The following is a 26,024-nucleotide window of genomic DNA, read 5'->3' on the forward strand; positions in this document are numbered from 1 at the left end:
CTGGCCTGGCTTTCGCTCAGTAGCGGAAGGGAGCCGCAATCAGCGGCCGGTTCTTGCGGAAGGCCTGCTTGCGCACGATCTTGCCGTCGCGCAGCGTGAAGAGGTCGCAGCCCTCCGCCTCGATGCGGCTGCCGTCGGCGTTGGTGCCGGAAAAGGTCCATTCCGAAACGCCCCGGTCGCCGTGGACGAAGTGGCCGTGATGCGCCCAGTGCGCATCCGCCATCGCGCCCCACACGCCGCTGAAGGCGGTGGCGATCTGGTCAGTGCCTTCGACACGCGTGCCGTGGGCTTCGCTGCCGGCGACCGTGTTGAAGATGCAGTCGCTGGCGAAGAAGGACATCACGCCGTCGATGTCGTGCCGGTTGAAGGCGTCGAAGAGGTCGGAGAGGTCGTTGGCGGTGATCGGGGCGGTCATATGTCAATTCCTTGCGTGTTGCAGGCGATGAATTCGGGCATGGCTTCGCCGTGGCCGGGTGAACCGGCAGATCGGCTTGTCTGTCAGGGGAGGGGCCGTTAGGGCCGAGCGGTTATCCGCTCGGCGGCTGTCGTCCTATCGACGGATGCAACGTCACACCTTGCCCTTCCAGGGGATGAGCGCCTTTTCGAGGTGGCGGATCAGAAGGTCGAAGGCGAAGGCGAAGATGCCGATGACGATGATGCCCATGATCACGGTGTCGCTGGCGAGGAACTCGGCGGCGTTCAGGACCATGAAGCCGAGGCCACGGTGCGCGGCGACCATTTCGGCCGCAACCAGTGTCGTCCAGCCGACGCCGATGCCGATGCGCATGCCGGTGAAGATCTCGGGCAAGGCTGCCTTCAGGATGACGTGGCTGATGACCTGGCGGCGGCTTGCACCCATCGCATAGGCCGCGTGGATCTGCTCGATCGAGACGGAGCGCACGCCTGCCCGGGCGGCGATCGCCATCGGCGCGAAGATCGCAAGGAAGATCAGGAACACCTTCGGGAACTCGCCGATCCCAAGCCAGATGATGATCAGCGGCAGATAGGCGAGTGGCGGCAGCGGGCGGTAGAATTCGATGATCGGATCGAACAGGCCGCGCATCACCCGGTTGACGCCCATGAGGATGCCGATCGGCACGGCGGTCACGAGGGCGAGGGCAAAGGCGCCGAGCACGCGCCCAAGGCTTGCAAGCGTATGCTGGGCGAGCGTCGAATTGGAGACGCCCTCCGTCAGCGCGATCACGAACTTGTCCCAGACCGCAAGCGGCGACGGCAGGAACAACGGCTTAACCCATTGCATTTCGGTGATCAGCAGCCAGAGCGCGATGAGCGTCAGTGCGGTCAGGAGGCTGATATGCCCGCTCATGCCTTCGCCGGGGGCGCCGTAGATCCGGCCGGGCTTCACCGGTTTGGCTTTCATCACGCGCTCAAGCATGGAGGAGCTCCGGGTTTCCGGACTGGCGCTCGTCGCCGTAGATGATGCTGAGGATCTGTTCACGCATGTCGATGAAGTCGCGACTGGATTTGATTGCACGGGCATTGCCTTCTTCCAGAAACCGTTTGTTGAAATCGAGCTCGTAAGTGTGGGTGATCCGTCCGGGGCGCGGCGACATGACGATCAGCCGCGAGCCGAGGAACAACGCCTCCTCGACGCTGTGGGTGATGAAAAAGAACATCTTGTTGGTCAGCTGCCAGACTTTCAGCAGCAATTCCTGGATGGTCTCGCGGGTCAGCGCATCGAGCGCTGCCATCGGTTCGTCCATCAGCAGCATGGACGGATCGCAACTGAGCGCCCGGGCGATGCCGACACGCTGCTGCATGCCGCCGGACAGGTGATAGATCATGTGCCGGTGGAAATCCTGCAGGCCGACGAGGGCAAGGTTCTTGGCGGCCACCTCGTGGCGTGTCGTCTTGTCGACACCTCGCAGTTTCAGTCCGAATTCGGTGTTGTCGATGACGTTCAGCCAGGGCAGCAGCGCGTGTTTCTGGAACACGACGCCGCGGTCGGCGCCGGGGCCGGAGACGCGGCGGCTTCCAAGCGTGATCTCGCCGGCGCTCGGGGCCATGAAGCCCGCCATCAGGTTGAGCAGCGTGGTCTTGCCGCAGCCCGATGCGCCGAGCGCCACGACGAAATCGCCGCTCTTGATCTCGAGGTTGACGCCCTTGAGCGCGATGACCGCCTCGTCCGTATAGAGACCGGGATAGGTCAGGCTCACATTGCTGACGTTGAGAGTTTCCATGGGAAAGGCCTTTCGGGAAATGGCTGTTGAGTGGCGTTGGCAGCACTCCTGGCCGGCTGGCGGCCAGGAGCTCAGCGTCGGCTACTTCGAAGCCTCTTTCGCGTAGGCGCTGTTGACGTAAGGGGTGTAGTCGTCGAGCGCCTTGTCGATCTGCTTCTGGTCGGCGAGGAACTTGGCGCTTTCCGTCAGCGCGCGCAGTGCGCCGCCGCCAAGCCAGGTCTCGGATGCCTGTTCTTCAGCCGTCGGGAAGGACAGGAGGTTCAGTGCCTCGACCGTGCCGGCGCCATCGCCGCCGATGAGTTTGACGATGTTCTGGACCGGTGCGGAATCCGCCGTCCAGCTCGCGCCGTTCGCCTTGTAGTCGGCATAGGCCTCGGCCAGAACCTTGGTGAAGGCGGCCATGAACTTCGGGTTTTCAGCCGCCCATTTCTTGTCGACCACCAGACCGTCGAAGGTGGGCACGCTTGCAGCGCCGATCACTTCGGAATCGGAGATCACCTTGCCGGTCTTCAGCAGTTCCGACAGGGCCGGCGGCCAGACATAGGCGGCATCGATATCACCGCGCTGCCAGGCGGCGACGATCTGCGGCGGCTTCATGTTGAGGATGTTGACCTCGCGCGGATCGACCTTCCAGACCTGTTCGAGGCCGACCAGCAGATGGAAGTGCGAGGTCGACACGAACGGCACGCCGACAGAGCGGCCGACCAGATCTTCCGGTTTCTCGATGCCCGAGCCCTCGCGGGCGACGAGCGCCTCCGACTTGCCGATATTGTCGAGGATCCAGAACAGTTCGAGATCGACGCCGCGGGTCGCAGCCGCCGTGGTGCCGGTCGAGCCGATGACGCCGATCGGGACGTTGCCCGAGGCAAGCGCCGTCGAGATATCGCCACCGGAGCTGAACTGGCGCCAGTCGACGATGTAGCCCGCTTCCTTGGCGGCGGCGTCGAAGCGGCCGTCGGCAATTGCCGCGATGAACGGACCGACGATCTGCTGGTAGCCGACGATCACATTGGTCTCGGCGCTGGCAAGAGTAGATGTCAGGAGGCTGGCCGCAATCGTGGCTGCCCCCGCCATATATTTCAAGGCGTTGGAGTAGAACATATGTTTCCCTCTGGTTCCGATCCCGTTTTTCGGGATCTGTCGGCTGTTTTGCCGATCTCATTTTCGACCATTAGGGATAATGCAGCTTTGCCGTTTGCTTTATAGCCAGATTGAAAGTTAGATAAGTCCAGTTACAGCCGATGGGGAGATCGGACTTGGCGCGCATCTCGGTGCCGGAAACCATCTTCTTCGTCGACCGGGCGAGCCGGACGAGCCTGCAGGCGCAGATCCGAGAGACGGTGGTGTCCGCCGTGCTGTCGGGGCGTTTGCCGTCAGGCGCACAGCTTCCCTCGACCCGCAAGCTCGCAACCTATCTCACCATCTCGCGCCTCACCGTCACGCTCGCCTACCAGGAGCTGGCGACGCAAGGCTATATCGAGGCGAGCGATCGCAGCAGCTACCGCGTCGCCGACAAGCCGCCGTTCAACGTACTGGGGGCGGACGTGGCGCTTCCGGATGCGGACGCGGTAGATTGGTCGTCGAAGCTCAGATCGACCTTTCGGGTCGCCAAGCAGATGCGCAAGCCGCTCGACTGGCGACGCTATCCCTATCCGTTTCTCTACGGACAGATGGACCCGTCGCTGTTCGATCTCAGCGCCTGGCGCGACTGTGCGCGGCGGGCGCTCGCGCGCGAGGATTTCGAGCTGATGGCTGGCGATTTCGCCGCGTCGGACGACGTGCAGCTGGTGAACTACATCTGTTCGCGCACGCTGCCGGGGCGCGGCATCCGGGCCAATCCCGACGAGATCCTGGTGACTGTGGGTGCGCAGAACGCGCTCTGGATCGTCATCCAGCTGTTGTTGCAGCGCGGCTCCCATGCCGTCTGCGAAAATCCGTGCCACCCTGATATGAGCGCCTCGTTGCGCCTCAGCGGTGCAAAGGTCACGGTGCTCGATGTGGATGAGGGCGGGCTGCCGCCTTCCAGCCTGCCCGACCAGGTCGACGCCGTGTTCGTGACGCCGAGCCACCATTCCCCGACGGGCGCGACCATGCCGATGGAACGACGGGCGGCACTGCTCGAAGCAGCGTCGAGCCGTGACTTCGTCATCGTCGAGGACGATTACGAGTTCGAGATGAGCTTTCTCGCGCCACCGTCGCCGGCGCTCAAGGCCTTCGACCGCAACGGGCGGGTCTTCTACATCGGCAGTTTCTCCAAATCGCTCTTTCCGGGACTGCGGCTCGGTTATCTCGTCGCGCCTGCGCCGGTTATTCGCGAGGCGCGGGCGCTGCGCGCCCTGATGCTGCGCCATCCGCCCGGCCACCTCCAGCGCACGGCCGCCTATTTCCTGGCGCTCGGCCACTACGACGCCGTGCTGCACCGGATGCGGGAGGAATACCATCTGCGCCATCGGGTGATGGCGGACGCGCTCAATGCCAATGGCCTCAAGATCGCCGGATCGGCGGCCTTCGGTGGCACGTCCTTCTGGATCGAGGGCCCCGAGGGCCTCGATGCCGACAGGCTGATGGCCGACCTGCGGGACGACGGGGTGCTGATCGAATCCGGATCGCCATTCTTTCCGACCGAAGAGGAAAGCTGCCGCTTCTTCCGCATGGGATATTCGTCGATCGGCCGCGACCGGATCGCCGAAGGGGTCAAGCTGACGGCAAGCCGGATGGCGCAGCGCTGATAGGAACGGCCCCGGCAACGCCGGGGTACTGTGCCGTCACTCCGGGTCGGCGTGCCCGCCGCTTGCTAACCGTTCGACAGAAGGGCCAGGATCTCGGTGCGGTTGAGCTTCTTGCCGCTCGCGACGTCGAAGATCCGCAGCGCGATCTTGTTGGCGGGCGGGTCGGATTGGGTGCAATTGTTCTGGGTGCACCATTCCGCCAGAGCTTCGCGCATCTCCACGATGTCGGTTGTTGGGGAATTGCGGGTGTTTGACATGGCAGAACCTCATTTTCGGCTTGAGCTTAGGTTCTGTGTCGCGGCGTCACAACTCTGAGAAATCAGGGGAATCCGGCCGTTTTACCCATCAGAAAGCACGGTACATCATGCCTGACGCACAGCGCTTTCCGTCGGCGCGGCGTCGCCCGTCTGACGGATATGTGCCTCGATCAGCCGTTTGAGACCGGCGACATCGCGGGCTTCGAGCGCGTCGATCATCATGTGGTGCTCGCGTGCGGACCGTTCGACGCGGGCGCGCGTCCGCCACTGGGAAACCGGTGCGGAAGAGGTTCGCTGGCGGATCTCGGACACGACCTCCACCAGCTCGCTGTTTCCCGCCAGAAGCAGCAGTTCACGGTGGAAGGCGAGGTTTGCCTCGTAGTGTTCGAGCACCGTGCCCTCCATCGTCATCCGGTCGAAGTGCTGGGCCAGCTGGCGCAGCCTGGCGATGCTTTCCGGCGTGGCGTTCTCGACCATCAGGTCTGCAACAGCGGTTTCGAGGATGACGCGGATGTCGCTGATTTCCTGCGCGCGCCGGCCCTCCGGTTGGTAGACATGGTAGCCGCGGTTGGGCACATGCTCCACCAGCCGCTTCTGCGAGAGGCGATCGAGCGCCCGGCGAACCTCCGGTCGGGTGCAATCGTAACGCTTTTCCAGGTCGATCTGCTTGAGCCATGTTCCCGCCGGCAAAACGCCGGTCAGGATGTCCTCGAGCACGAGATCGGTGACGTCCCGCTCCTTGGCCGAAGTATCGGTAACACTCTGCATTTGGGTCATGGACAGTCCTGTTTGTCGATTGCCGGCGGGCTCGCTGCGTTCGCATCCGCGATCGGCTTGAAGCCGGCCAGACACGGATACCGAAAATATCGATCGTCGCCCATTGCGCAATTTATTTTTGTATCCTAAATTGGCGCCAATTTTGGTAACTATCGCAATTGGGACGCTGAACGCAATGGAAAACACGCAACGCCTGTGGTCGATCGTCGAGGAAAAAAGCCCGGCCTTCTTCGAGCTCAGCGATCGCGTCTGGGACAGTCCCGAAACCAATTACGAGGAGTTTCAATCGGCAAGCGAGCACGCCCGTCTGCTTGAAGCGGAAGGCTTTCGCATCGAGCGCAATGTCGCCGGTCTGCCGACGGCTCTGATCGGCGAGGCTGGCGAAGGTGGTCCGGTGATTGCGATCCTCGGCGAGTTCGACGCCCTCCCGGGCCTCAGCCAGGTCGCCGGCCTTGCCGAAGAGCGGCCGGTCGTTCCCGGCGGCAACGGTCACGGCTGCGGCCACAACCTGCTCGGCTCCGGCTCGATGCTCGCGGCAGCCGCCGTCAAGGACTACCTCAAGGCCAACGGACTGAAGGGCCGCGTGCGCTATTACGGCTGCCCGGCCGAGGAGGGTGGTTCGTCGAAGGGCTTCATGGTGCGGGCGGGCGCCTTCGACGATGTCGATATCGCCATATCCTGGCACCCGGCGGCCTTTACCGGCGTCAACAATCCGATTTCGCTTGCCTGCAACGAGATCAATTTCCACTTCTCCGGTCGGGCCTCCCATGCCTCGGCAACGCCGCATCTCGGTCGCAGCGCACTGGATGCCGTCGAGCTCATGAATGTCGGCGTCAACTACATGCGCGAGCACATGCCATCGAGCGCCCGCGTCCATTACGCCATTACCGATGCAGGCGGCGATGCGCCCAACGTCGTGCAGGCCCGTGCGACGGTGCGCTACCTCGTGCGCGCCCGGTCCCTGCCGGAGCTGCTGGGACTGATCGAGCGCGTCAAGAAGATCGCCGAAGGTGCCGCGCTGATGACGGAGACGACCGTGCGCCATGACGTGATCAGCGGCGATGCCAATCTCGTCGGCAACGGCCCGCTGGAAGCCCGGCTCCACGACCAGTTGGAACATCTAGGCCCGGCCGCCTTCGATGCCGCCGATCTGGAGACGGCACGCAAATTCCAGGCGACCTACACGCCCGACGATATCGCTGCGTCCTATGCCCGCTTCGGTCTGGCTGCGCGCAAGGGGCAGCCGCTGTGCGATATCGTCTATCCGCTCTATGGCGGCGACGGCAGCATTGTCGGCTCCACCGACGTTGGCACCGTGAGCTGGGTCGTGCCGACGGTACAGATGCGCGGCGCGACCTATGCGATCGGGACACCAGGCCATTCCTGGCAGCTGGTCGCGCAAGGAAAATTGCCGGCTGCCCACAAGGGCATGGCGCATGCGGCGAAAGCCATGGCGAGCCTTGCCATCGACCTGATGGCGGATCCCAACCTGGTAGCCGCCGCCAAGGCGGATCATCGCCGCCGCCTCGACGGAACGCCCTTCGTCAATCCGATCCCCGACGATGTCGCTCCGCCGCTTCCCGTGCACAAGGCCGGCACCACGCAAAAGGGAGTTCAGGCGTTGTGACCCAGCCCGGTATCCTCGAACTCCTCAGTTTCGGCCCCGGCGGGTGGGGGAACATCCTGCTTGCCGGCGCGACGATGACGATCCTGATCGCACTGTCGGGCTATGCGACCGGTGCCGTGATCGGCGTCGTCGGCGCCTGGGCAAAGGTCCGGGGTGGCCCGGCGACCCGCCTTGCCGCCGACGTCTACACGACGGTATTGCGCGGCATTCCCGATCTGCTGGTCATCTACCTGCTCTATTTCGGTGGTTCCGCCGCCATCTCCGCCATCGGGCACTTCTTCGGTGCGGAAGGGTTCATCGGATTTCCCGGTTTTCTCGCCGGCATGCTCGCGGTCGGGATTACCTCCGGCGCGCAGCACACGGAGGTCTTTCGTGGCGCGTTCAGGGCTGTCCATCCGGGTGAAATCGAGGCGGCGATTGCGTGCGGCATGCCACAACGGCTGCGCTTCCGGCGCATCGTCGCGCCGCTGACGCTTCGGCACGCCTTGCCTGGCCTCGGCAACGTCTGGCAGGTCGTGCTCAAGGAGAGCGCGCTTGTGTCGATTACCGGCGTCGCCGAACTGCTGCGCCAGTCCCAGATTGCCGCGGGTTCCACCGGCCTGCCCTTCGATTTCTATCTGATCGCCGGCGGCATCTATCTCGCGATCTCGACGGTCTCGAGTGCCGTCCTGCATCGGGCCGAGCATCATTTCAGCCGCGGCGTGAGGAGAAGCTGATGGACTGGATTTTCCTCCAGGAAACCTTCGTAAGCCTCGTCTCGGCTGTTCCGCTGACACTGTTGCTGGCGGCCAACTCGATCGTGCTCGGTGCGGTCCTGGCAGTCGGCATTGCCGTTGCCCGGTTTTCCGCCATCGCGCCGCTGCGCTGGCTGGCGCAGGCCTATGTCTTTGTTTTTCGCGGCACGCCGCTGCTCGTCCAGCTCTTCATCATCTATTACGGCCTCAGCCAGTTCCCGGCCATCCGGCACAGCCTACTCTGGCCGATCCTCAGGGAGCCCTACTGGTGCGCGGTGCTGGCGCTGGCGCTCAACACGGCCGCCTATGCCAGCGAAATCGTCCGCGGCGGCCTGCTCTCGGTTCCCTTCGGACAGATCGAGGCGGCCAGGGCATGCGGCATGTCGCGGTTCATGATCTTCCGGCGCATCACGCTGCCTCTCGGTGTGAGGCAGGCATTGCCCGGCTACGGCAACGAGATGATCGCGATGGTCAAGGCCACATCCCTGGCGTCGATCATAACCCTCATGGAAGTGACGGGCGTTGCCGCCCGCATCATTTCCGAGAGCTACCGCGCGATCGAGGTCTTCGTCGTCGCCGGCGCCATCTATCTCGCCATCAACTTCCTGCTCACGCGCCTGGTCCAATTCGTCGAGTTCCGGCTGAGCCCGCATCTCAGGCAGCCGGTCTCGGTGTTGCCCGCTATCATCGAAGGAGAAGCGCATTGAGTTCGTCCGTTGCGCCCGTCGCCATCAGCGTTCGGGACATCCACAAGAGCTTCGGCCCGATCGAGGTGCTGAAGGGCATTTCGCTCGACGCGCGCGAAGGCGAGGTCGTCTCCATTCTCGGCTCCTCCGGCTCGGGCAAATCGACCCTGCTTCGCTGCATCAACATGCTCGAGACGCCCGATCGTGGCGCGGTGACGGTTGCGGGCGAGACGATCGAGATGCTCGCGGCAGCCAACGGCAAGAGCCGGCCGAAGGATCGCGCCCAGGTGGATCGCATCCGCTCGCGCCTCGGCATGGTGTTTCAGAGCTTCAATCTCTGGTCCCACAAGACGGTGCTGGAGAACGTCATCGAGGCGCCGATCCATGTACAGAAGCGCCCGCGCGCCGAGTGCATCGAGGAGGCCGAAGCGCTCTTGGCCAAGGTCGGGATCGCCGCCAAGCGCAACCACTATCCGGCGCATCTCTCCGGCGGCCAGCAGCAGCGCGCCGCCATCGCCCGGGCGCTCGCCATGCGCCCGGCGGTCATGCTGTTCGACGAGCCGACGTCGGCGCTCGATCCTGAGCTGGTCGGCGAGGTTCTGCGCGTCATGCGCTCGCTCGCCGAGGAGGGCCGCACGATGCTGGTCGTGACCCACGAGATGGGTTTCGCCCGCGATGTCTCCAGCCGGGTCATCTTTCTTCACCAGGGTCAGATCGAGGAAGACGGTCGACCGGAAGACGTTTTTGGCAATGCCAAATCCGAACGGTTCCGGCGGTTCATCAAGGCTTGAACCACCGGACCTAACCACTCAAAAAAGGGGAACTACCAATGAACTACACGAAATCTGCAATGAAGGCGCTGTGCGCCGCGACCATGCTGTTTGCCGCCGGCGCCGCGCACGCGGAAAACAAGACGTGGACGCGCGTGTCGATCGCCACGGAAGGCGGCTTCAAGCCCTACAACTTCACCAAGCCCGACGGCACGCTCGACGGCTATGAGATCGAGCTCAGCAAGTATCTCTGCGCCCATATGAAAGTAGAGTGCGAGATCAACGTCCAGAACTTCGACGGCATGATCCCGGCGCTGAATGCAGGCAAGTTCGACGCGATCATTTCCGGCATGTCGGCGACCGCCAAGCGCGAACAGGTCATCGATTTCAGCGATTCCTACGGCTCGACCGGCCAGGCCTTCGCGACCTCGAAGTCAGGCCCGCTCGCATCGCTGCCGGAAAAGGGCGTCGTGTTTTCGCTCGCTTCGAACGAGGCGGGCGCTGTCGCCGAGATCGAGAAGCTTAAGCCGCTGCTCGAAGGCAAGACGATCGGCGTCCAGATCGCCTCGACGGGGGCGGCCTTTGTCGACAAGTATCTGAAGGGCGTCGTCGAGGTGCGCGAGTACAAGACGACGGAAGAGCACGACCTCGATCTGGCCGCCGGCCGCGTCGATCTGGTGATGGCTTCGATGGCCTATCTGACGACCGCCTCCGAAAAGCCTGGCAACGAGGACATGACCACGGCCGGCCCCCGCTTCCAGGGTGGCTTTCTCGGTCGCGGCAGCTCGGTCGGCCTGCGCAAGACGGATCCGGAGCTGAAGGCGCTGTTCAACGAGGCGATCGCGGCCGCCAAGGCGGATGGAACGATCAAGACGCTTTCGGAAAAGTGGTTCGGCTTCGACGTTACGCCGCGCTGAGGCGCTCGCCGTAAAACGCACTTGCTTCACTGTTAGCCGCTGCCGCGTCAAATCGTGGTGGCGGCCTTTCCGATTTGCGCGGAAACACAGCAACGATCTCTTTGTCTTTGCGCATGGGCAGCGCCGGCAATGCGCTGCGTGCATTCAGGCCCGGAGCTTCAGGACCGCATTCCTGGCCAGTCCGAGCAGGGACGCGGGGCCGCCAAACGGCCAGCTCGGCAGGCCGACGGGAACGACACCGCCGGACGCGACCACCGGAAGCATCGGCCACAGTGCGCTTGACTGCAACTCCGGCGGTGCCGCGTCGGCGAGCAGGACGAGCCTGGATTTGCCATCGAGTGCGGCGAGGCCCTCGAGCCCGATGGTGCTGAACCCGACCGGCTCCGATGGCAGGTCGAGCGCTGCCGAAAAGCCCGCCCGCACAAATACCTGCATCACGGCGGAGTTCGATGTGAAGATGCGCAGGCGCGGCACGCCCGGCAGGGGCTGGGCGATGAGAACAGGCTGCCCGCCGAGCTTGCTGCCCCCGACATCCTTGGCGATATCGGCGAGCTTCGTGTCGAAATCAGCAAGCAGCGCGTTGGCCGCCTCGATGCGGCCAAGCGCCTCGCCGGACGCTTTCGTGCAGCCGTAGACGGCCGACAGCAGGTCGCCGTCGTCAGGCTGGTCGTTGAGTAGACGTGTCGGCGCGATCTGCGAAAGCCGATGTTCGAGCGCGCGGTGACGCAAAGCGGACGTGAGGATGAGATCCGGTTTCAGCCGGGTCAGCGTTTCCATGCTGGGCTGCTGGCGGCCGCCGACGTCGGTAGCGCCGGCAAGCCCGTCGTTGCCGACCGATACCCAGCGGCGATAACCGTCGAGGTCGGCAACGCCGATGGGGCGCTCGCCGAGCAGAAGGGCGATTTCCGTTGCCAGAAACTCAAGCGTGACGACCCGGCGCGGCTCGCCCGCCTGAAGACGTGGCGCGGCCAGAAGCGACAGGGCGCCGAAAACGAAACCCCGTCGTGTCGGCCTGATCACCATTTGATGCTCGCGGTCGCGACCACCGACCGGCCCTGGCCGTAGTAGCACTGGGTCATGGTGTTGCAGCCGGCGACATAGGCCTTGTCTGCGAGATTGTAGCCATTGAGCTGCAACCGGTAACGATCATGCTCGTAGCGCACGAAGGCATCGACCAGCGTGTAACCGGGTACGAAGAAGGAATTGGCGGTGTCGCCTGCGGTCTTGCCGATATGGCGCACGCCGCCGCCGACCACCAGTTCGCCCTGCCAGGCGTCCGGTAGCGGCATGTCGTAGCTGACGAACAGAGACTGCTGCTGCTTGGGCACCGTATAGGGCATCTTTCCGATCTGCGACGCGGTCTGGCTCTGCGTGACCTCAGGGTCCTGGAAGCTCGCCGCAGCCGTCAGGTTGAGGCCATCCCAGAGGCTGGCATTGGCCTCGATCTCGACGCCGCGCACCCGGACCTCATCGGTCTGATAGTAGACGGTGGCGACGCGGTTGACCACATTCTGCTGCGTCGCCTCGAAGGCCGACAGGGTCACGTCGAAATCCGCTCCATCAGGCGCGTATTTGACGCCCACTTCCTTCAGCGTGCCGGTCGTCGGCTTCAGCGCCGTATTGGCCAATGTCAAGACCGGCAGGAACGAGGTCGAATAAAGCGCGTAGGGCACGACGCCGTTGTCGAAGACGTAGGCTGCACCAACGCGACCTGTAAACTGGCTCGGATCCTGTGTGTATGGCGTCGTCACCCCGGTTGCCAACGCCTTTGACTGAGAGCTGATGCTGACGAAATCCTGCCGTCCGCTGGCGGTGAGCCGCAGTCCACCCAGCTCGATCTGGTCCTGGACATAAATGCCGACCTGTCGCTGGATCTGGTCGAGGCGGGTCGTCAACGCAGCAGGCGTGAATGGCTGGTCATAGGTCGGATCGAACAGATCCTGGGTCGGGCCGACCTTGGATCCGGTGTTGTTGATCAGGCGCTGCCATTGAAAATCGACGCCGGCCAGCATCGTGTGCTGCATCGGGCCGGTATCGAACTTGTACTCGAGGTTGGTGTCGAGCGCATAGGCGTCGAGCACCGGCTGGGCGTTGTAGACCGTGCGCGTGATCGTTCGATCGTCGGTCAGACCGCTGGTGAAGAGGTTCTGGTAGTTGGCGTCGAGGCGGGAGTAGCGGAAGTTCTGCCGCAGCGTCAGGTCTTCGCTGAGCGCATGCTCCAGGCGGTAGCCGACATAGGCCGTTTCCTTCTCGTAGGTGTCGTAGCGCGGGTCGCCATCGGTAAAGTCCCGCGGGATCGTCAATCCGAGGCTGTTGGGCAGGACGCTGCCGCGCGCCGGGATGATCGCGCCGGCCTGGCCCGCATCGTCCTTCATGTAGGCGCCGTAGACGGTGAGGCTGGTATCTTCGTCGGGCGTCCACGAGATCGTCGGGCTGATGGCAAAGCGGTCGTTCTTGCCGAGCTTGATGCCGGTTTCGCTGTCGCGATAGATGCCCGTCAGGCGATAGGCGAGGTCGTTATCCTTGCCGAGCGGACCGGTGAGGTCGAAGCCGGTTTCCTTTTGGCTGAAGCTGCCATAGCGGGCGTAAACCTCGCCGCTTGCCTCATCCGACGGGTCCTTGCTGATCATGTTGACGACACCGCCGACATTGGTCTGGCCGAACAGTGCGGAGCTTGGGCCGCGAAGAACCTCGACGCGGTTGAGGAAGTAGGGCTCGACGCGGAAGCCGGCGTAACCACCCGTCTGGTTGGCGATCTGCGGGATGCGCAGGCCGTCGAGATAAAGATCGGCCGGAAAGCCGCGCACGGTGAAGTAATCCGAGCGCGTGTCGTTGCCGTAGCGCTGGCCGTTGACATTGGCGCTATAGACCAGGCTGTCGGCGACCGATTGCACGGCGCGGTCGGTCATGCTGGCCCGGGTGATGACGGAAATGGATTGCGGCGTCTCGGCGACCGGTGTCGCCGTCTTGGTGGCAGACGCGCTGTCCCTGGCGACATAACCTTCGCCGGCCGAGCGCGAGGTCTTGGTCGAGGCGCGGCTGCCCTCGACCGTGATTGTCTCCAGCTTCGTCGCTGGCTGGGCATCTTGCGCCTGGGCGAGAGGCATCTGCGCCAGAATGGCGAAACCGGCGACACTTGAGATCAGCAGGCCATGGGTGGTCGAGCGGGCCCTGTGCGCTCGGGGCGTCGGCGCATCGCCGTTGGAGGAGAGCGCAAAACTCGAATGCCTGTGTGCCATTGCCAATTGTCCTGACCTTGCATTTCCGGGGACGGCGGACCTGTCTGTGCGAAGAAGGGTCGATGCCTGTCGTCTCGTGCGGGTCTGTCGAACCGCGTTCGGCGAGTAAGTAGACTTTTGAAGTCAACATTGTCAGGTCAAAAATGAGTTGCAACGGGCCAATATATGACCCGATCAAGCTCAAGTCGGATAAATCGAACAACCGGGCCAAATAGTGTTTTGAAAATACCCGGCCTCGTGTCTATTGCTCACCACGACATCCGGCCGGGCAAACAATCCCGCCGGGCAAGAGCGGGCGGCGCAACGCATGGTCGCGCGCAGCAGATAGCAATCAATGAGGACGAAGTGAAGCGCCCGCAGCAAGCCATCGATCTTCAGACGGTTCCGCGGCCCGTTGCGGCGATGACGCGCCTCTACGAGACGAGCGTCGATTTCGGCTGGCATAGCCATCGACGCGGGCAATTGCTGCAGAGCGTCGAAGGGTTCATGACCGCGCGCACGCTCGATGCCTCGTTCATCGTGCCGAGCGGGCACGGCTTGCTGATCGCGCCGAACCTGCCGCATGCCGTCACCAGCCACGGTCGGGTGCGCATGCAGTCCCTCTATATCGAGCCCGTGACCGATCCCGCGCTCGGCTGGGATCCGGTCCGCGTCATTCCGACGTCTCCTCTGCTGTCGGCGACCGTTGCGGCCCTGCTCGAAGAGCCTGTGCTCTATGATGAGCAGGGTAGGGGCGGGCATCTGGTCGCCTTGATCCTGCAGGAGATCACGCGCGCCGAAGAGGGCCCCTTCGCCCTGCCGATGCCGCAGGACAAGCGCCTGCAGAAACTCTGCACCGATCTCTCCGACAAGCCGTCCATCGATCTCGATATCGACAGCTGGTCGGACATGCTGGGCATGAGCCGGCGCACGATGACGCGCAAGTTCAGGACGCAGACCGGCATGAGCTTCGCCGAGTGGCGCCGGCGTTTGCGCATTGCCCATGTCATGCGCCGCCGCGCCGAAGGCGCGAGGCTGGAAGAGGCGGCGGCCGATGTCGGTTATCGCTCCGTTTCGGCGCTGCGCAACGCCCTGCGCGAGGTGCTGTCGTGAGCATCACGGCGAAGGCGCCGCAACACGCCGCGAACATGCAGCCGGCGATGATCGAGGCCACGGATGTCAGCGTCGTCTTCAACGGCGTGCCCGCGGTCGACCGCGCGTCCGTTGCCATCAGCCCCGGTCGCATTACCGCCATCTGCGGCGCCAACGGTTCAGGCAAGAGCACGCTGCTGAAATGCCTGTCAGGGCTCGAGGCGCCCGACAGCGGTGACATTCGCCTGGCCGGCCAGCGGCTTGCAGGTCTCAGCCGACGCCAGATCGCAACGCAGGTCGCCGTGCTCGGGCAGAACCCCGAAACACCGGCGGGGCTGAACGTCGAGGAACTGGTCGAGCAGGGCCGCTATCCGCACCGGCCGTGGCTGACAGGGCTGAGAGCCAACGACCGCGAGGCAATCGAGCGGGCGATCGACGCCGTCGATCTCAAGGACATGCGCCAGCGGCAGCTCGCCTCGCTTTCCGGCGGCGAACGCCAGCGCGCCTGGGTGGCGATGGCGCTGGCGCAGGAGCCGCGGATCCTGTTTCTCGACGAGCCGACAAGCTTCCTCGACGTGCGCCACCAGGCGGAGCTTTTGACATTGCTGCGCCGGCTCAACCGTCAGGACGGGCTGACGATCATCGCGGTGCTGCATGATCTCAATCAGGTGATCGAATTCGCCGATGACGTCATCCTGATGAAGAAGGGACGGGTGCTGTCGACGGGGGCGCCGGCCGACATCTTCACGCCGCAGAGCCTCAGCCATGCCTTCGGCTGCAAGGTCGATGTGATCCCGCATCCCCATACCGGCCGCCCCTTCTGCCTGATCGACTGGGTTGGCGATGATCGCGACCGCGCCGGAGACCAGCGATAGTGCGCAGTGCAACGACGCCGGTATCGACGGCAGTCTCGCCGAGACTGTTGTTCTCTTTGGGTCTGGTGCTCCTGGTCCTGCTTTCGATCCTGGCGCTGAAGCAGGGCGGCAGTCTCGTTGCCTGGAGCGATATCGTCGCCGCACCCTTGCGTCCGGAAACGCTGGCGCAGGCGATCATCGAGACCGTCAGGGCACCGAGGCTCGTGGCGGCGATCCTGGTCGGCCTATGCCTCGCCGTTGCCGGCGCCGTCATGCAGACGGTGCTGCGCAATCCGCTTGCCGCACCCGATATCCTGGCGGTCACGACCGGGGCACAGCTTGCGCTGGTTATCGCGACGCTGCTTCTGCCGTTCTACGTGCCGGGCCTTGCGGCGACCGTGTTCGGCGGCCTGTTGGGCGGTCTCGCCTGCCTGATGCTCGGTGGCGGGCTGCGAGCGCCGCCGGTGCGTCTGGCGCTTGCGGGCATTGCCGTTTCGCTGTCCTTTGCGGCGATATCGTCGGCGATCGTGCTGATGGCCGACGATCGTGCCTCCGGCATCGTTCTCTGGTCGGCCGGCATCCTCGATCAGACCGGCTGGATGAAGGTCGTAACCGTCGGGCCGGCGTTCTTTGCCGGGCTTGTCGTCGTCGGCGTCATGGCGCGGTCGCTGGATCTCCTCGGGCTCGGCGAGGATTCGGCCAGGGGTCTTGGCGTCACGCGAACGGTGACGATGCTTGCCCTCGGCGTCAGCGTGGTTCTGGCCGGATCGGCGGTGACGCTCGGTGGTCCCATCGGTTTCGTCGGTCTTGCCGTCCCCAATCTGGTGCGCGGGATCGGCATCACCCGGCATCGCCACGTCATTCCACTCGCGGCGCTCTGGGGCGCGGTCGCTGTTCTCTCAGCCGATGTCATGGCCCAGTGGTTAAGCGCCGAAGGCGCGGCGATCCCGACTGGCGCGATCGTCGCCTGCCTCGGTGCGCCGGCAATGCTGGTGCTGTTGCGCTTTGCCCGTATCGGCGGGGAGAAGCGGCCACGGCCGCTTTCGACGGGGTCGCGGGCGCCGACGGGCATCCTTCTTGCCGTGCTGTTGTCAGTTGGCGCGCTCACCATTGCCTCTTCGCTCGCCGTCGGTGACGGCATCGCGACGACACTGCCGCAACTGGCGGCGGTTTTCGACCTGCGCGTCCCCCGCCTGCTGGTGGCGATGGGTGCCGGCATGCTTCTGGCCGGCGCCGGCGTCTTTCTTCAGGCCGCCACGCGCAATCCCCTCTGTGGTCCGGAAACCCTGGGTCTGGCGCAAGGGGCCGCCCTGTTCAGTCTTCTGGCCCTGCTTGGCGGGTTGTCGCCGGGCTCGCTCGGCTTTCAGCTCGTGACGGCCGCAGGCGCCTTTGTCGCGCTCGTTGGCCTCTTCTGTTTCGGCGTGCACCGGACACCGGAGAGGTTGGTGCTCTACGGCATTGCCCTGGCCGCGAGCCTCGCCGCCTGCAGCACCATCGTCGTCGTCGAAGCCCGCCTGCAGACGACCGAGGCTCTGTCCTGGCTCGCCGGCTCCACCCATGCGCGCGGCATGGACGACGTTTCAGCGCTCATGCCCTGGGTCGCCTTCCTGTTCGTGGCGGCGGTGTCGTTCTGCTCGCGGCTGGATGTCCTGGTTCTCGGTGACGACACCGCGCGCGCGCTGGGGCTTGAGACCGGCAGGGCCCGGTTTGCCGTGGCCGCCCTTGCCGCCACCTTCATCGCCGGTGCCGTCTCGTCCATCGGCGCCATCGGTTTCGTCGGTCTGCTCGCGCCGCATGGCGCACGGCTGCTCGCCGGCCCAAAACATGCGCGGGTGCTGCCGGTTGCGATGGCGATCGGCGCCATCCTCGTCGTCGTCGCCGACATGGTCGGGCGCAGCATCATCGCGCCGCGCGAGCTGCCGGCCGGCATCGTGACCGCGCTGGTCGGCGCCCCGGTCTTCGCCCTGCTGCTGCATCGCCGCCGCGCCTGAGGCGGCGGGCCCGCACGCGCCCTTGGCTTCAGCGACGAAGCGCCCGGGAGGGCCCTGCTGTTCAGCGTTAAAAACGAGCCTGCGGGCGGCCTGCCAACCGGCGTCACTGGTCCCGGAAGATACCCTTGTAATAGGCGCCATTTCGGGGCGGGGGCTTGTTCACAACGACAGCGGCGGGCTTTTTCCGCGCCGCAGACGCGGTTGATTTGGCCGAGGCGTCGGCATTGCGCATTGAGCGATCCTGCGGCCGGTTCTGCGCTGCACTGGGGTCGGCGATGCCGATCGTCGCGATCAGGACCGCTATGGCTGACAGTCCGCTGAGCAATCTGCGCATTGTTCCATCCTTGTTTCGCTGAGCCGACGGTATGATGACATGGGCATGCATCGCGCTTGTGACGCGTCTTTTGCCGCCTTTGGCGGTCGGTGCAGCCGAGGTGTCGCGCCAAAGGTCTGGTGCCAGTTCACTCGCAGTGGTGTTGTTTGGCTGCTGGCCGGATCCTGCCTTGGAAGGCGTTGCGCTGCAACCCAGCATGTCATCATGGCGAGACGCATTCTATTTTGAATGGGCTGAACCCGGGCCGATCCGGTGCTAAGCTCACTCCCTCCGAGGTGCCGAGGGTGAATGAGATGCCGAGCACGGACAGACGCGTCGAAGGGCCATTCTGGACACGGCCCATTCCCGTTGGGCAGACGGAGCTCAACCCCGCCATGCTCGATGAAATCGATGCGAACGGCGGCCGAGCCGGGTTTCGAGGCTACGTCCTGCAGATCTTCGATACGCCGGATGCCCGGCCCTCGGGCGTTCTTGAAATCGCATTCAATCGAAAACAGGGCCGCGCCTGCGGCGTCTACGAAGGCGAAGTCTCGGGGCCTTCCGCGCGGCGTGACCGTGCCGTGGTCCTGATGACCGATCCCGTCTGGTTTGCGGCTTCGAGCCCCCAGGAGGCTGCAAACGTGCTGTTCCAGACCTTGGTGGATCGCGCACCCGACGCTTAGACCGTTCCAGATTTCAGCGGTCCGGCTCGATGAAATTCTGCGCGAGATTTACGGCCAGCGATCCGCTGGCCGTTACTTGCCGACTGAGGAGAGCCAGTCGGGCAGGCGCGCAGGCGCACGGCCCGTCAACGCTGCCGTCACGCAATCCGCAAGGTTGCCCAGGCGAACGGCGCGGCCGGACAGGCCCGGGCCATAATGGGCATACTTGCCGGAATTGGTCATCAACGCCCGGGTCCGCGACGGGAATACCGGCTCCGAAATCGAGCACCAACAGAGGTCGGGCAGCACCTGAACGCCGCTCGCCTCGAGGGCTGCGAGAACCCCTTCGGCGCGGGCGCTGGCAATGACGTCGCGGCCGGCGGTGACGATGACGGCGACATGTCCGTGTCGCGGGCGACCACCGAGGGACGTGGCCAGTGCCCTGCATTCGGCAAGCGAGGCATGGGGACTGCCGATCGCGACGAGGTCCACGTCCTCCGGTCCACCGTTGAGCACCGTCCAGGCCACCGCCATATCCGCGCGTGTGATCGTCGCGGCATCGGCGTCGGCAGCGGCGGCCCCTTCGGCCTCGGGCGTGACGCCCTCGATATGCAGCATCGGCGCTGCCGACGTGGTGCCGAAGGCGGCGCAGAGCGCCTTCAGGTCGTCGGCGGAAGGCTTTGCGGCGGCAAGACCGCGCAGAAGCGGGATGCGATCGGGTGCTGCATGGCCGGCAAGGTAGCCGACCAGTGGCCAGAACGCGTCGTCAACTGCATCAGGCAGGTGCACGTCGATGACACGGCGAGCCTTGCGGTGTTCGTCGAGGTAGACGCCTGACAGCGGCGCGCGACCGGTCAGCGCGATGCAGAGATCGAGGAAGTCGGGATGTTTTGCGGTGCGGGCGCCGAGGACGGTGTTGGCATAGATGACGGCATTGGATTCCGCCCAGGCGATTGCTTCACCCGCCCGCGGCGCGCTGTCGAGCAGGTAGGGCGAACAGGTAAATGTCGGGCGGCAACCCATGCGCACATAGGCGTCGGCGAGACGGGCGGCCGGATCGCCGAAAGAGGATGGCACGCCTTGCGCCTGCCAGTTGGCCCGGTCGACGGAAATGGCGTTCATCGTCGTCGGCAGCCGGACGCGCGCGCCCATGTCTGCCATCTTTTCGGCAAAGGTCAGGTTGGCGGGGCTCGCATAGATACAGCCGTCGATATGTCCCTGGGTAACGCTGACGAGGCTGGTGGCACCCTGTTGTGCCGCCATGGCGCAGATGATGCGCATGGCCGCCTCGACCGCGACGCCATCGCGGCCGTCCAGCATGGCCCGATCAGCGTCATCAAGGTCGAGGGCTGCGACTGCAAGCGGCTGAATATCGATCGTCAGGCCGTCGGCCTCGATTGCGGTCTCGGTGATGCGCGCAGATCCTGCCTTGGCAAGTGCTGTGAAAGCATCGTGCGAGAGCCTCAGCACCGGCAGTGGCTTGCCGAACATTTCGGCGGCGATCAGCGCGCCGAGCGTCAGGACGTCCTCCGCTTCAGAAAAGATGAGGGCTGCCGGCGCGCGGCCGGTGAGCGCCAGATCGAGCAGCACGCCCGAGCCGGTGCACGAGCCCCGGCTCGACGGCATCATCAGGATGCTGCCGGTGAGACAGACCCCGTGCAGCGGGTGGTGAACATCGATCACCGCTCCGGTGGCCGGGTCGACGCCTCCCCAGAAGCTCAGCGCTTCCGGTGCGGCGACGATTTGTCCCTCGGCGGTGCCGCCGAGGATGCTGTGAGCGGCGATCGGATTTGTCATTTGACGACGAAGCCGTGTGCGAAGGGGTCGCGGTCGTCGATGAAGATCGTGTTGATGCCGGTCATGCGTGCCCATCCGGCAATCGAGGGGATGATGGCATCGCGGTCGGCGACCTTGGTCGCGGCCTCGACCCGGCCCTTGAACAGCGAGCCGATGATCGATTCATGCACGAATTCGTCGCCGACCTTCAGCTTGCCCTTGGCGGCAAGCTGGGCCATGCGCGCCGAGGTGCCGGTGCCGCAGGGCGAACGGTCGATTGCCTTTTCGCCGTAGAACACGGCGTTGCGGGCATGGGCCTCGGCCTGCGTCGGCTTGCCGGTCCACTGGATGTGGCTGAGGCCCTTGATCTCGGGATGCTCGGGATGGACGAACTCGTATTTCGCGTTGAGTGCTGCGCGCAGTTTCGGGCTCCAGCCGATCATTTCGCCAGCCGTGTGGTCGGCCATGTCGCGGAAATTCTTCTGCGGCTCGACGATGGCGTAGAAATTGCCGCCATAGGCGACGTCGACGACGATCTCACCCAGACCTTCGACTTCAGCGGTCAGGCCTTCGGCGTAGAGGAAGCCGGGAACGTTGGTCAGGCGCACTTCCTCGACGAAACGGCCCTCCTGGCGGTAGCTGATATCGACCTTGCCGGCCGGCGCGTCGATCGACAGCTTGCCGGGTTCGCGCGGGGTGATCAGGCCGTTCTCGATCGCCATGGTAATCGTGCCGATGGTGCCGTGGCCGCACATCGGCAGGCAGCCGGAGGTCTCGATGAACAGGACCGCAACGTCACAGTCCGGGCGCGTCGGCGGATAGAGGATCGAGCCGGACATCATGTCATGGCCGCGTGGCTCGAACATCAGGCCGGTGCGGATCCAGTCGAATTCCCGGAGGAAATGGGCGCGCTTTTCCAGCATGTTGGCGCCCTCGAGACGAGGACCGCCGCCGGAGACGAGGCGGACGGGATTGCCGCAGGTGTGCCCGTCGATGCAGGAAAACGTATAGGTGGCCATGGTCGAAACCTCTGTCAGAACCGTTGCGGCGAGAAGGGGGTGATGTCGATCGCGGGCGTCTGGCTGGTCAGGAGATCCGCGACCAGCCGGGCGGTGCCCGCCGATTGGGTCAAGCCGAGATGGCCGTGACCGAACGCATAGACGACCCGCGACGTGGCGCGGGCGTGGCCGATGGCCGGAAGGCTGTCGGGCAGCGACGGGCGGAAGCCCATCCACTGCACGCCGCCCTCGGGCTTGAGACCCGGCAGGAAGGTTCGCGCCTTCTGCAGCATGGCCTCGGAGCGGCGGTAGTTCGGGGGCAGCGACAAGCCGCCAAGTTCGACGGCGCCGCCGACGCGGATGCCGGTCGACAGGCGGGTGACGACGAAGCCGTGGCCGCCGAAGGTGACCTGCGTGCGCAGATCGAAGGCACCCGATGGCAGCGTGGTGTTGTATCCGCGCTCGGTTTCGAGCGGGATGTTTTCGCCGAGCGTCCTGGCGATGCGGTGCGAGAAGGCGCCGGCTGCGAGAACCACCTGGGCTGCCCGCCGCGTGCTGCCGTTCGTTGCCCGGATTTCGACGCCACCGTCGATAGGTGCAAGCGCTGTCGCCTCGGCGCGCTCGATCACGCCGCCTCTGGAGCGGAAATGGTCGGCAAGCGCCAGGGTATAGAGCTTGGGATCGGCGATCGAAAACCAGCCCGGCGTGAATGTGCCATGGGTGAAGCGGGGAGCAAGGCCCGGCTGGATCGCCGCCATCTCGGCGGCCGCCATGTGGCGGAACTCGACGCCATGGTCGGCGCGGGCCTGCCATCCGGGCAGCGAAGCCTTGAATTCGCTCTCGCTTTCGTAGACCTGAAGATTGCCTTCCTTGCGCAGCATCGGCAGCGTGCCGCTCGCCGAGAGAAACGGTTCCAGCTCGGCTTTGGAAAGGTCCATCATAGCCGTCTGGGCGGCGGTCGAATGCGCCACGCGTTTCGGCGAGCAGGCGCGCCAGAAGCGGAACATCCAGGGCGCGATCTGCGCGGCGTAGGCCGGCGGAACGCTCAGGGGCCCGAGCGGGTCGAGCAGCCACTTCGGCGCCTTCTTCAGGATGCCGGGCGAGGCGAGCGGAAGGATGTCGGTGAAGGCGAAGGCCCCGGCATTGCCTGCCGAGGCTCCGGCTGCCGGGCCCTCGCGGTCGAGCACGGTGACCGAAAGCCCCCGTGCCTGGGCGGCGATGGCCGCGGAAAGGCCGACGACGCCGGCGCCGATGACGATGACGATGACGTCAGGCTGAGCTGCACTGTTCATGATCGGCTCAGTGGGTCGCTGCCAGGAACTTTTGCAGTTCCGGGTCCTTCGGCGCGCCGAACAGCGCTTCGGGCGGGGCGATCTCGGCCATCACGCCCTTGTGGAAGAAGGCCACCCGGTCGGAGACCTCGCGGGCGAACTTCATCTCGTGCGTGACGCAGATCATCGTCATGCCTTCGGAGGCGAGCATGCGCAGCGTATCGAGCACTTCGCCGACGAGCTGCGGGTCGAGCGCCGAGGTCACTTCGTCGAACAGCATGTATTCCGGCGACATGGCAAGCGCGCGGGCAATCGCCATGCGCTGTTGCTGGCCACCCGACATGCGGTTGGGGTAAACCCCGAGCTTCTCGCCCAGACCGACATGCGTCAGCTGCTTGACGGCGATTTCCTCGGCCGCCTGCTTGGAGAGGCCCAGCACCTTGCGCGGCGCCAGCATGACATTTTCGACCACGGTCAGGTGCGGAAAGGCGTTCCATTGCTGGAAGACGATCCCGACCTTGCTGCGCAGCTTGTTGAGATCGGTGCTCTTGGCGTGGACCTCGGTGCCGTCGACCTTGATGCGGCCGGAATCGATCGGCTCGAGGCCGTTGATGCAGGTGAGCAGCGTCGATTTTCCCGAGCCGGAGCCGCCGATGACGGTGACGACTTCGCCCTTCTGCACGGTCAGGTCGATCCCTTTCAGAACTTCCAGCGTGCCGAAGGATTTGCGGACGTTTTCGATCTCAATCATTGGGGGACCACCGTTTTTCGAGATACCCACCAAGCCGGGCGATGGGGAAGCTGATGAGGAAGTAGACTGCACCGCAGATCAGGAGAATGAAAAGCGGTTCCTGCAGACGGGTGACGAGGATCTGCGAGGCGCGCAGAAGCTCGATAAGGCCGAGCCAGAGCACGAGTGCGGAATCCTTCATGACGCCGAGCGTCAGGCCGATCCAGGACGGAAGCGAAACGCGGGTGGCGAGCGGCGTCACGATGTAACGCATGTCCTGCCACCAGGTCATGCCGAGCGAGCGCGCTGCCCGCCGCGTGGTTGCCGGCACCGAGGTGATGCCGCCGCGCACGATCTCGGTGCAATAGGCCGCCGTGTACAGCGACAGCACGACGCAGGAGGTGGTGAACGGAGCCCAGCCCAGTTTCGCAATGGACTGGAAGGCGTTGGCGAGCACCAGCTGGATGAGGAGCGGAACGGAGCGAAACACGTCGAGCACGAAGGTCAGCGGCGCCGACCAGTAAGGGCCGGCCTGAACGCGGATTACCCCGAAGAGGATGCCGAGCAGCGTGCCGGCGGTCACCGAGACGGCGGTGACGGCAAGCGTCATCGCCGCACCTTGTGCCAGGAAGGCCAGATCACTCCAGGTGAGGGCGGTATTGAACATCTCTCGCCTCTCTCTAGTAGCGGAACATGCGCGAGGCGAGTGCTCGGGCAGCCAGGGTTACGGCCTTGGCGATGATGTAATAGATCACCGCGGCCAGCGCGAAGAATTCGAAGGTGCGGAAGGACCGGGCGTTCAGTTCCTGCGTCACACCGGCAAGGTCGGTGTTCATGCCGACGGTGACGCCGAGCGAGGTCATCAGGATTGCCCAGACCATCTGGTTGGTGGTCGGCAGGAAGGCGATGCGCAGCATTTGCGGCAGAACGATGTAGCGGAAGGCCTGCACCGCCGTCATGCCGAGCGAGCGGCCGGCGCGGGTCTGGGTATCCGGTATCGCCTTCAGGGCGCCGCGGAAGTTTTCCGCCAGATAGCCAGCGTTGTTGAACGCGATGCCGACGAGCAAGGCTGTGTAGGGGCTCAGATGGATGCCGAAATTGCCGAGGCCGAAATGGGCCATGTAGATCTGGAACAGTGCCGGCGTGTTGCGCGCGATCTCGACCCAGGTGGTGGCAAAGCCGTTGAGGACGCGGTTGCCGGACAGGCGGAAGCCGGTCAAAGCGAGCGCGCAGATCACGCCGATCAGCATCGACAAAAGCGCGATCTGCAGCGTGACCAGCGCGCCGTCAAGCATTTGCGGCAATGCTTTCAGCGCCTGGTTCCAGTGGAAGGTGTAATTGAACATCGCCGTCTCACCTTTTGAAAAATGGGCGATACCAATATGCGCTGACATTGGCCGATTGCGTCGGCGCCCCGGGCCTCGCGGGTGGACCGCCTGGCGGGCGCACGCAATCAGTCAATATCAACGCATCTTGGTATGGTGGCGCGAGGCGTTTGCCTCGCGCCACCAGAGAAACGGACAGCTTAGCGGTAGACGCCGTTTACCGCCAGCGACGGCAGCTCGCCGCCGACCCACTTTTCGTAGAGCTCGGCATAGCGGCCGGTGCGGACCTGCTGGTTGATGAACAGGTTGAGGTAGTTGATGAGGCCGTATTCTTCGCGGTTGGTGAAGAGGGCCACGTAGTCGGTGTCGAACGGGGCCTTGCCGACGACGGAGATGCCGGCGAACTTGCCGGTCTTGACGTTGGCCTGGGCGACCGTCGACGTCGATACGGTGGCGTCGATCTGGCCCTGGCTGAGAGCGAGGAAGACGTCGGCCTGGGTCTGGTAGGGACGGAACTCGCCCGCACCCCATTCCTTGACCTGCTTTTCAAGCGCAATCGCTTCGAAGGTACCGGCGGTTGCGCCGACAACCTTGCCCTTCATGTCTTCGAACGACTTGATGCCGGTCTTGTCGTTGGCGGTTACGGCCATCTCGAAGGCGAAGTAGGGAACCGTCATGCCAACGGTCTTGGCGCGCTCGAGCGTGTCGGAGGTCGAGGCAACGCCGACGTCGACGCGGCCGGACATCAGCGCGGGAATGCGTTCCGGGAAGGGGGTCTCGACGATCTCGGCCGTGACGCCAAGCGCCTTTGCCAGGTCGTTGCAGTAATCGACATCGAAACCGATCGGGTTGTTGTTCTCGTCGCGAGAACCCATCGGCGGGAAGTCGAGAACCACTGCGCAGCGCAGCGTGCCGGAGCCGATGATGTCATCCAGCTTGTCGGCATGGGCCGGGCTGGTCAATGCGGTAGCGGCAACGAGGCCGAAGGCTAGGACCGAGGTCTTCATTATTCTCTCTCCCTGAATTTGGTGTGCCGTTTGACGGCAAGGCTAATATCCCGTGTTAGAGCGCGTAAATCAACTCAAAAATACAAACA

At 64.6% G+C, this 26,024-nt stretch carries 26 protein-coding genes; 10 read left to right on the plus strand and 16 right to left on the minus strand.

Annotation, left to right across the window (positions count from 1 at the left end):
* Positions 1-16 precede the first annotated feature (16 nt).
* The 4 genes from RTP54_RS18620 to tauA all read right to left on the minus strand — a co-directional run bounded on the left by RTP54_RS18620 (position 17) and on the right by tauA (position 3,302).
* Positions 17-403 carry a nuclear transport factor 2 family protein gene (locus RTP54_RS18620; protein ID WP_112806385.1) on the minus strand — a complete coding sequence of 129 codons (387 nt, stop codon included), beginning with the start codon at positions 401-403 and terminating at the stop codon, positions 17-19.
* 165 nt (positions 404-568) lie between these two features.
* Complete coding sequence (locus RTP54_RS18625) at positions 569-1,396, minus strand: ABC transporter permease subunit (protein ID WP_112805961.1); 828 nt, start codon at positions 1,394-1,396, stop codon at positions 569-571.
* Complete coding sequence (locus RTP54_RS18630; RefSeq protein ID WP_312364925.1) at positions 1,389-2,201, minus strand: taurine ABC transporter ATP-binding protein; 813 nt, start codon at positions 2,199-2,201, stop codon at positions 1,389-1,391. The genes RTP54_RS18625 and RTP54_RS18630 overlap by 8 nt, the downstream gene beginning before the upstream one ends.
* Positions 2,202-2,282: 81 nt before the next feature.
* Entirely contained in the window at positions 2,283-3,302 is a 1,020-nt protein-coding gene (gene tauA, locus RTP54_RS18635) for a taurine ABC transporter substrate-binding protein (protein WP_312364927.1), read from the minus strand.
* Between the two features lie 155 nt (positions 3,303-3,457).
* Between tauA and RTP54_RS18640 the strand changes: the two genes are divergently transcribed.
* The gene (locus tag RTP54_RS18640; protein ID WP_112806383.1) at positions 3,458-4,930 is read left to right on the plus strand and encodes a PLP-dependent aminotransferase family protein; all 1,473 of its coding nucleotides are present in this window, start codon (positions 3,458-3,460) and stop codon (positions 4,928-4,930) included.
* A 65-nt stretch (positions 4,931-4,995) separates the two neighbouring features.
* Here the strand turns inward: RTP54_RS18640 and RTP54_RS18645 are convergent, their stop codons facing one another.
* The gene (locus tag RTP54_RS18645; RefSeq protein ID WP_112805955.1) at positions 4,996-5,187 is read right to left on the minus strand and encodes a hypothetical protein; all 192 of its coding nucleotides are present in this window, start codon (positions 5,185-5,187) and stop codon (positions 4,996-4,998) included.
* A gap of 105 nt (positions 5,188-5,292) precedes the next feature.
* Positions 5,293-5,964 (minus strand): GntR family transcriptional regulator, encoded by a 672-nt coding sequence (locus RTP54_RS18650; RefSeq protein ID WP_312364930.1) that lies wholly within the window; start codon positions 5,962-5,964, stop codon positions 5,293-5,295.
* A 175-nt stretch (positions 5,965-6,139) separates the two neighbouring features.
* On the opposite strand from RTP54_RS18650, the gene RTP54_RS18655 reads away from it, so the two are divergent.
* Genes RTP54_RS18655 through RTP54_RS18675 form a run of 5 tightly spaced genes read left to right on the plus strand, consistent with a single transcriptional unit; the run spans position 6,140 to position 10,698 of the window.
* Positions 6,140-7,591 (plus strand): M20 family metallopeptidase, encoded by a 1,452-nt coding sequence (locus RTP54_RS18655; protein WP_312364932.1) that lies wholly within the window; start codon positions 6,140-6,142, stop codon positions 7,589-7,591.
* Positions 7,588-8,307, plus strand: a complete 720-nt coding sequence (locus RTP54_RS18660) for an ABC transporter permease subunit (RefSeq protein WP_312364934.1) — start codon at positions 7,588-7,590, stop codon at positions 8,305-8,307. The genes RTP54_RS18655 and RTP54_RS18660 overlap by 4 nt, the downstream gene beginning before the upstream one ends.
* Positions 8,307-9,032 (plus strand): ABC transporter permease, encoded by a 726-nt coding sequence (locus tag RTP54_RS18665; protein WP_312364936.1) that lies wholly within the window; start codon positions 8,307-8,309, stop codon positions 9,030-9,032. The genes RTP54_RS18660 and RTP54_RS18665 overlap by 1 nt, the downstream gene beginning before the upstream one ends.
* Positions 9,029-9,802: an ABC transporter ATP-binding protein gene (locus tag RTP54_RS18670; RefSeq protein WP_112805947.1), complete on the plus strand. Its 774-nt coding sequence runs from the start codon at positions 9,029-9,031 to the stop codon at positions 9,800-9,802. Before RTP54_RS18665 ends, RTP54_RS18670 begins: the two co-directional genes overlap by 4 nt.
* A gap of 38 nt (positions 9,803-9,840) precedes the next feature.
* Positions 9,841-10,698 carry a transporter substrate-binding domain-containing protein gene (locus RTP54_RS18675; protein WP_112805945.1) on the plus strand — a complete coding sequence of 286 codons (858 nt, stop codon included), beginning with the start codon at positions 9,841-9,843 and terminating at the stop codon, positions 10,696-10,698.
* Between the two features lie 144 nt (positions 10,699-10,842).
* On the opposite strand, the gene RTP54_RS18680 is transcribed toward RTP54_RS18675, so the two are convergent.
* Positions 10,843-11,721, minus strand: a complete 879-nt coding sequence (locus RTP54_RS18680; RefSeq protein ID WP_312364939.1) for an iron-siderophore ABC transporter substrate-binding protein — start codon at positions 11,719-11,721, stop codon at positions 10,843-10,845.
* On the minus strand, positions 11,715-13,937 hold the full coding sequence (locus RTP54_RS18685; RefSeq protein WP_312364941.1) for a TonB-dependent siderophore receptor: 2,223 nt from the start codon (positions 13,935-13,937) through the stop codon (positions 11,715-11,717). The genes RTP54_RS18680 and RTP54_RS18685 overlap by 7 nt, the downstream gene beginning before the upstream one ends.
* Before the next feature lie 345 nt (positions 13,938-14,282).
* Between RTP54_RS18685 and RTP54_RS18690 the strand changes: the two genes are divergently transcribed.
* The 3 genes from RTP54_RS18690 to RTP54_RS18700 are packed head-to-tail and all read left to right on the plus strand — an operon-like array spanning position 14,283 to position 17,853.
* Complete coding sequence (locus RTP54_RS18690) at positions 14,283-15,029, plus strand: helix-turn-helix domain-containing protein (protein ID WP_312364943.1); 747 nt, start codon at positions 14,283-14,285, stop codon at positions 15,027-15,029.
* Positions 15,026-15,883, plus strand: coding sequence for an ABC transporter ATP-binding protein (locus tag RTP54_RS18695; RefSeq protein WP_312364945.1), 858 nt, complete (start codon positions 15,026-15,028; stop codon positions 15,881-15,883). Before RTP54_RS18690 ends, RTP54_RS18695 begins: the two co-directional genes overlap by 4 nt.
* Positions 15,883-17,853: an iron ABC transporter permease gene (locus RTP54_RS18700; RefSeq protein WP_312364947.1), complete on the plus strand. Its 1,971-nt coding sequence runs from the start codon at positions 15,883-15,885 to the stop codon at positions 17,851-17,853. Before RTP54_RS18695 ends, RTP54_RS18700 begins: the two co-directional genes overlap by 1 nt.
* Before the next feature lie 103 nt (positions 17,854-17,956).
* On the opposite strand, the gene RTP54_RS18705 is transcribed toward RTP54_RS18700, so the two are convergent.
* A complete protein-coding gene (locus tag RTP54_RS18705) occupies positions 17,957-18,187 on the minus strand; it encodes a hypothetical protein (protein WP_312364949.1) in 231 nt (76 codons plus the stop codon).
* A 293-nt stretch (positions 18,188-18,480) separates the two neighbouring features.
* Between RTP54_RS18705 and RTP54_RS18710 the strand changes: the two genes are divergently transcribed.
* A complete protein-coding gene (locus RTP54_RS18710) occupies positions 18,481-18,849 on the plus strand; it encodes a hypothetical protein (protein WP_312364951.1) in 369 nt (122 codons plus the stop codon).
* Positions 18,850-18,921: 72 nt separating this feature from the next.
* Here the strand turns inward: RTP54_RS18710 and RTP54_RS18715 are convergent, their stop codons facing one another.
* From RTP54_RS18715 to RTP54_RS18745, 7 genes are all read right to left on the minus strand, one after another.
* Positions 18,922-20,625 (minus strand): aconitase X, encoded by a 1,704-nt coding sequence (locus RTP54_RS18715; RefSeq protein WP_312364953.1) that lies wholly within the window; start codon positions 20,623-20,625, stop codon positions 18,922-18,924.
* Complete coding sequence (locus RTP54_RS18720) at positions 20,622-21,623, minus strand: 4-hydroxyproline epimerase (protein ID WP_312364955.1); 1,002 nt, start codon at positions 21,621-21,623, stop codon at positions 20,622-20,624. Before RTP54_RS18720 ends, RTP54_RS18715 begins: the two co-directional genes overlap by 4 nt.
* Positions 21,624-21,637: 14 nt before the next feature.
* Entirely contained in the window at positions 21,638-22,894 is a 1,257-nt protein-coding gene (locus RTP54_RS18725) for an FAD-binding oxidoreductase (RefSeq protein ID WP_312364957.1), read from the minus strand.
* Positions 22,895-22,901: 7 nt separating this feature from the next.
* Complete coding sequence (locus RTP54_RS18730) at positions 22,902-23,624, minus strand: amino acid ABC transporter ATP-binding protein (RefSeq protein WP_112805927.1); 723 nt, start codon at positions 23,622-23,624, stop codon at positions 22,902-22,904.
* Entirely contained in the window at positions 23,617-24,270 is a 654-nt protein-coding gene (locus tag RTP54_RS18735) for an amino acid ABC transporter permease (protein WP_112805925.1), read from the minus strand. The genes RTP54_RS18730 and RTP54_RS18735 overlap by 8 nt, the downstream gene beginning before the upstream one ends.
* Before the next feature lie 13 nt (positions 24,271-24,283).
* Positions 24,284-24,949, minus strand: a complete 666-nt coding sequence (locus RTP54_RS18740; protein ID WP_112806377.1) for an amino acid ABC transporter permease — start codon at positions 24,947-24,949, stop codon at positions 24,284-24,286.
* A gap of 179 nt (positions 24,950-25,128) precedes the next feature.
* Positions 25,129-25,935, minus strand: coding sequence for a transporter substrate-binding domain-containing protein (locus RTP54_RS18745; protein ID WP_053247699.1), 807 nt, complete (start codon positions 25,933-25,935; stop codon positions 25,129-25,131).
* Between the last annotated feature and the right edge of the window lie 89 nt (positions 25,936-26,024).

Origin of the sequence: Ensifer sp., from assembly GCF_031989085.1 — a bacterium.
GTDB lineage: Bacteria > Pseudomonadota > Alphaproteobacteria > Rhizobiales > Rhizobiaceae > Ensifer.

Bases quoted from the DNA above. Each gene is read 5' to 3' on its own strand.
- RTP54_RS18625 (WP_112805961.1), bottom strand. From the start codon at position 1,396: ATGCTTGAGCGCGTGATGAAAGCCAAACCGGTGAAGCCCGGCCGGATC.
- RTP54_RS18630 (WP_312364925.1), bottom strand. From the start codon at position 2,201: ATGGAAACTCTCAACGTCAGCAATGTGAGCCTGACCTATCCCGGTCTC.
- tauA (WP_312364927.1), bottom strand. From the start codon at position 3,302: ATGTTCTACTCCAACGCCTTGAAATATATGGCGGGGGCAGCCACGATT.
- RTP54_RS18645 (WP_112805955.1), bottom strand. From the start codon at position 5,187: ATGTCAAACACCCGCAATTCCCCAACAACCGACATCGTGGAGATGCGC.
- RTP54_RS18650 (WP_312364930.1), bottom strand. From the start codon at position 5,964: ATGACCCAAATGCAGAGTGTTACCGATACTTCGGCCAAGGAGCGGGAC.
- RTP54_RS18655 (WP_312364932.1), top strand. From the start codon at position 6,140: ATGGAAAACACGCAACGCCTGTGGTCGATCGTCGAGGAAAAAAGCCCG.
- RTP54_RS18665 (WP_312364936.1), top strand. From the start codon at position 8,307: ATGGACTGGATTTTCCTCCAGGAAACCTTCGTAAGCCTCGTCTCGGCT.
- RTP54_RS18675 (WP_112805945.1), top strand. From the start codon at position 9,841: ATGAACTACACGAAATCTGCAATGAAGGCGCTGTGCGCCGCGACCATG.
- RTP54_RS18680 (WP_312364939.1), bottom strand. From the start codon at position 11,721: ATGGTGATCAGGCCGACACGACGGGGTTTCGTTTTCGGCGCCCTGTCG.
- RTP54_RS18685 (WP_312364941.1), bottom strand. From the start codon at position 13,937: ATGGCACACAGGCATTCGAGTTTTGCGCTCTCCTCCAACGGCGATGCG.
- RTP54_RS18705 (WP_312364949.1), bottom strand. From the start codon at position 18,187: ATGCGCAGATTGCTCAGCGGACTGTCAGCCATAGCGGTCCTGATCGCG.
- RTP54_RS18710 (WP_312364951.1), top strand. From the start codon at position 18,481: ATGCCGAGCACGGACAGACGCGTCGAAGGGCCATTCTGGACACGGCCC.
- RTP54_RS18715 (WP_312364953.1), bottom strand. From the start codon at position 20,625: ATGACAAATCCGATCGCCGCTCACAGCATCCTCGGCGGCACCGCCGAG.
- RTP54_RS18720 (WP_312364955.1), bottom strand. From the start codon at position 21,623: ATGGCCACCTATACGTTTTCCTGCATCGACGGGCACACCTGCGGCAAT.
- RTP54_RS18725 (WP_312364957.1), bottom strand. From the start codon at position 22,894: ATGAACAGTGCAGCTCAGCCTGACGTCATCGTCATCGTCATCGGCGCC.
- RTP54_RS18730 (WP_112805927.1), bottom strand. From the start codon at position 23,624: ATGATTGAGATCGAAAACGTCCGCAAATCCTTCGGCACGCTGGAAGTT.
- RTP54_RS18735 (WP_112805925.1), bottom strand. From the start codon at position 24,270: ATGTTCAATACCGCCCTCACCTGGAGTGATCTGGCCTTCCTGGCACAA.
- RTP54_RS18740 (WP_112806377.1), bottom strand. From the start codon at position 24,949: ATGTTCAATTACACCTTCCACTGGAACCAGGCGCTGAAAGCATTGCCG.
- RTP54_RS18745 (WP_053247699.1), bottom strand. From the start codon at position 25,935: ATGAAGACCTCGGTCCTAGCCTTCGGCCTCGTTGCCGCTACCGCATTG.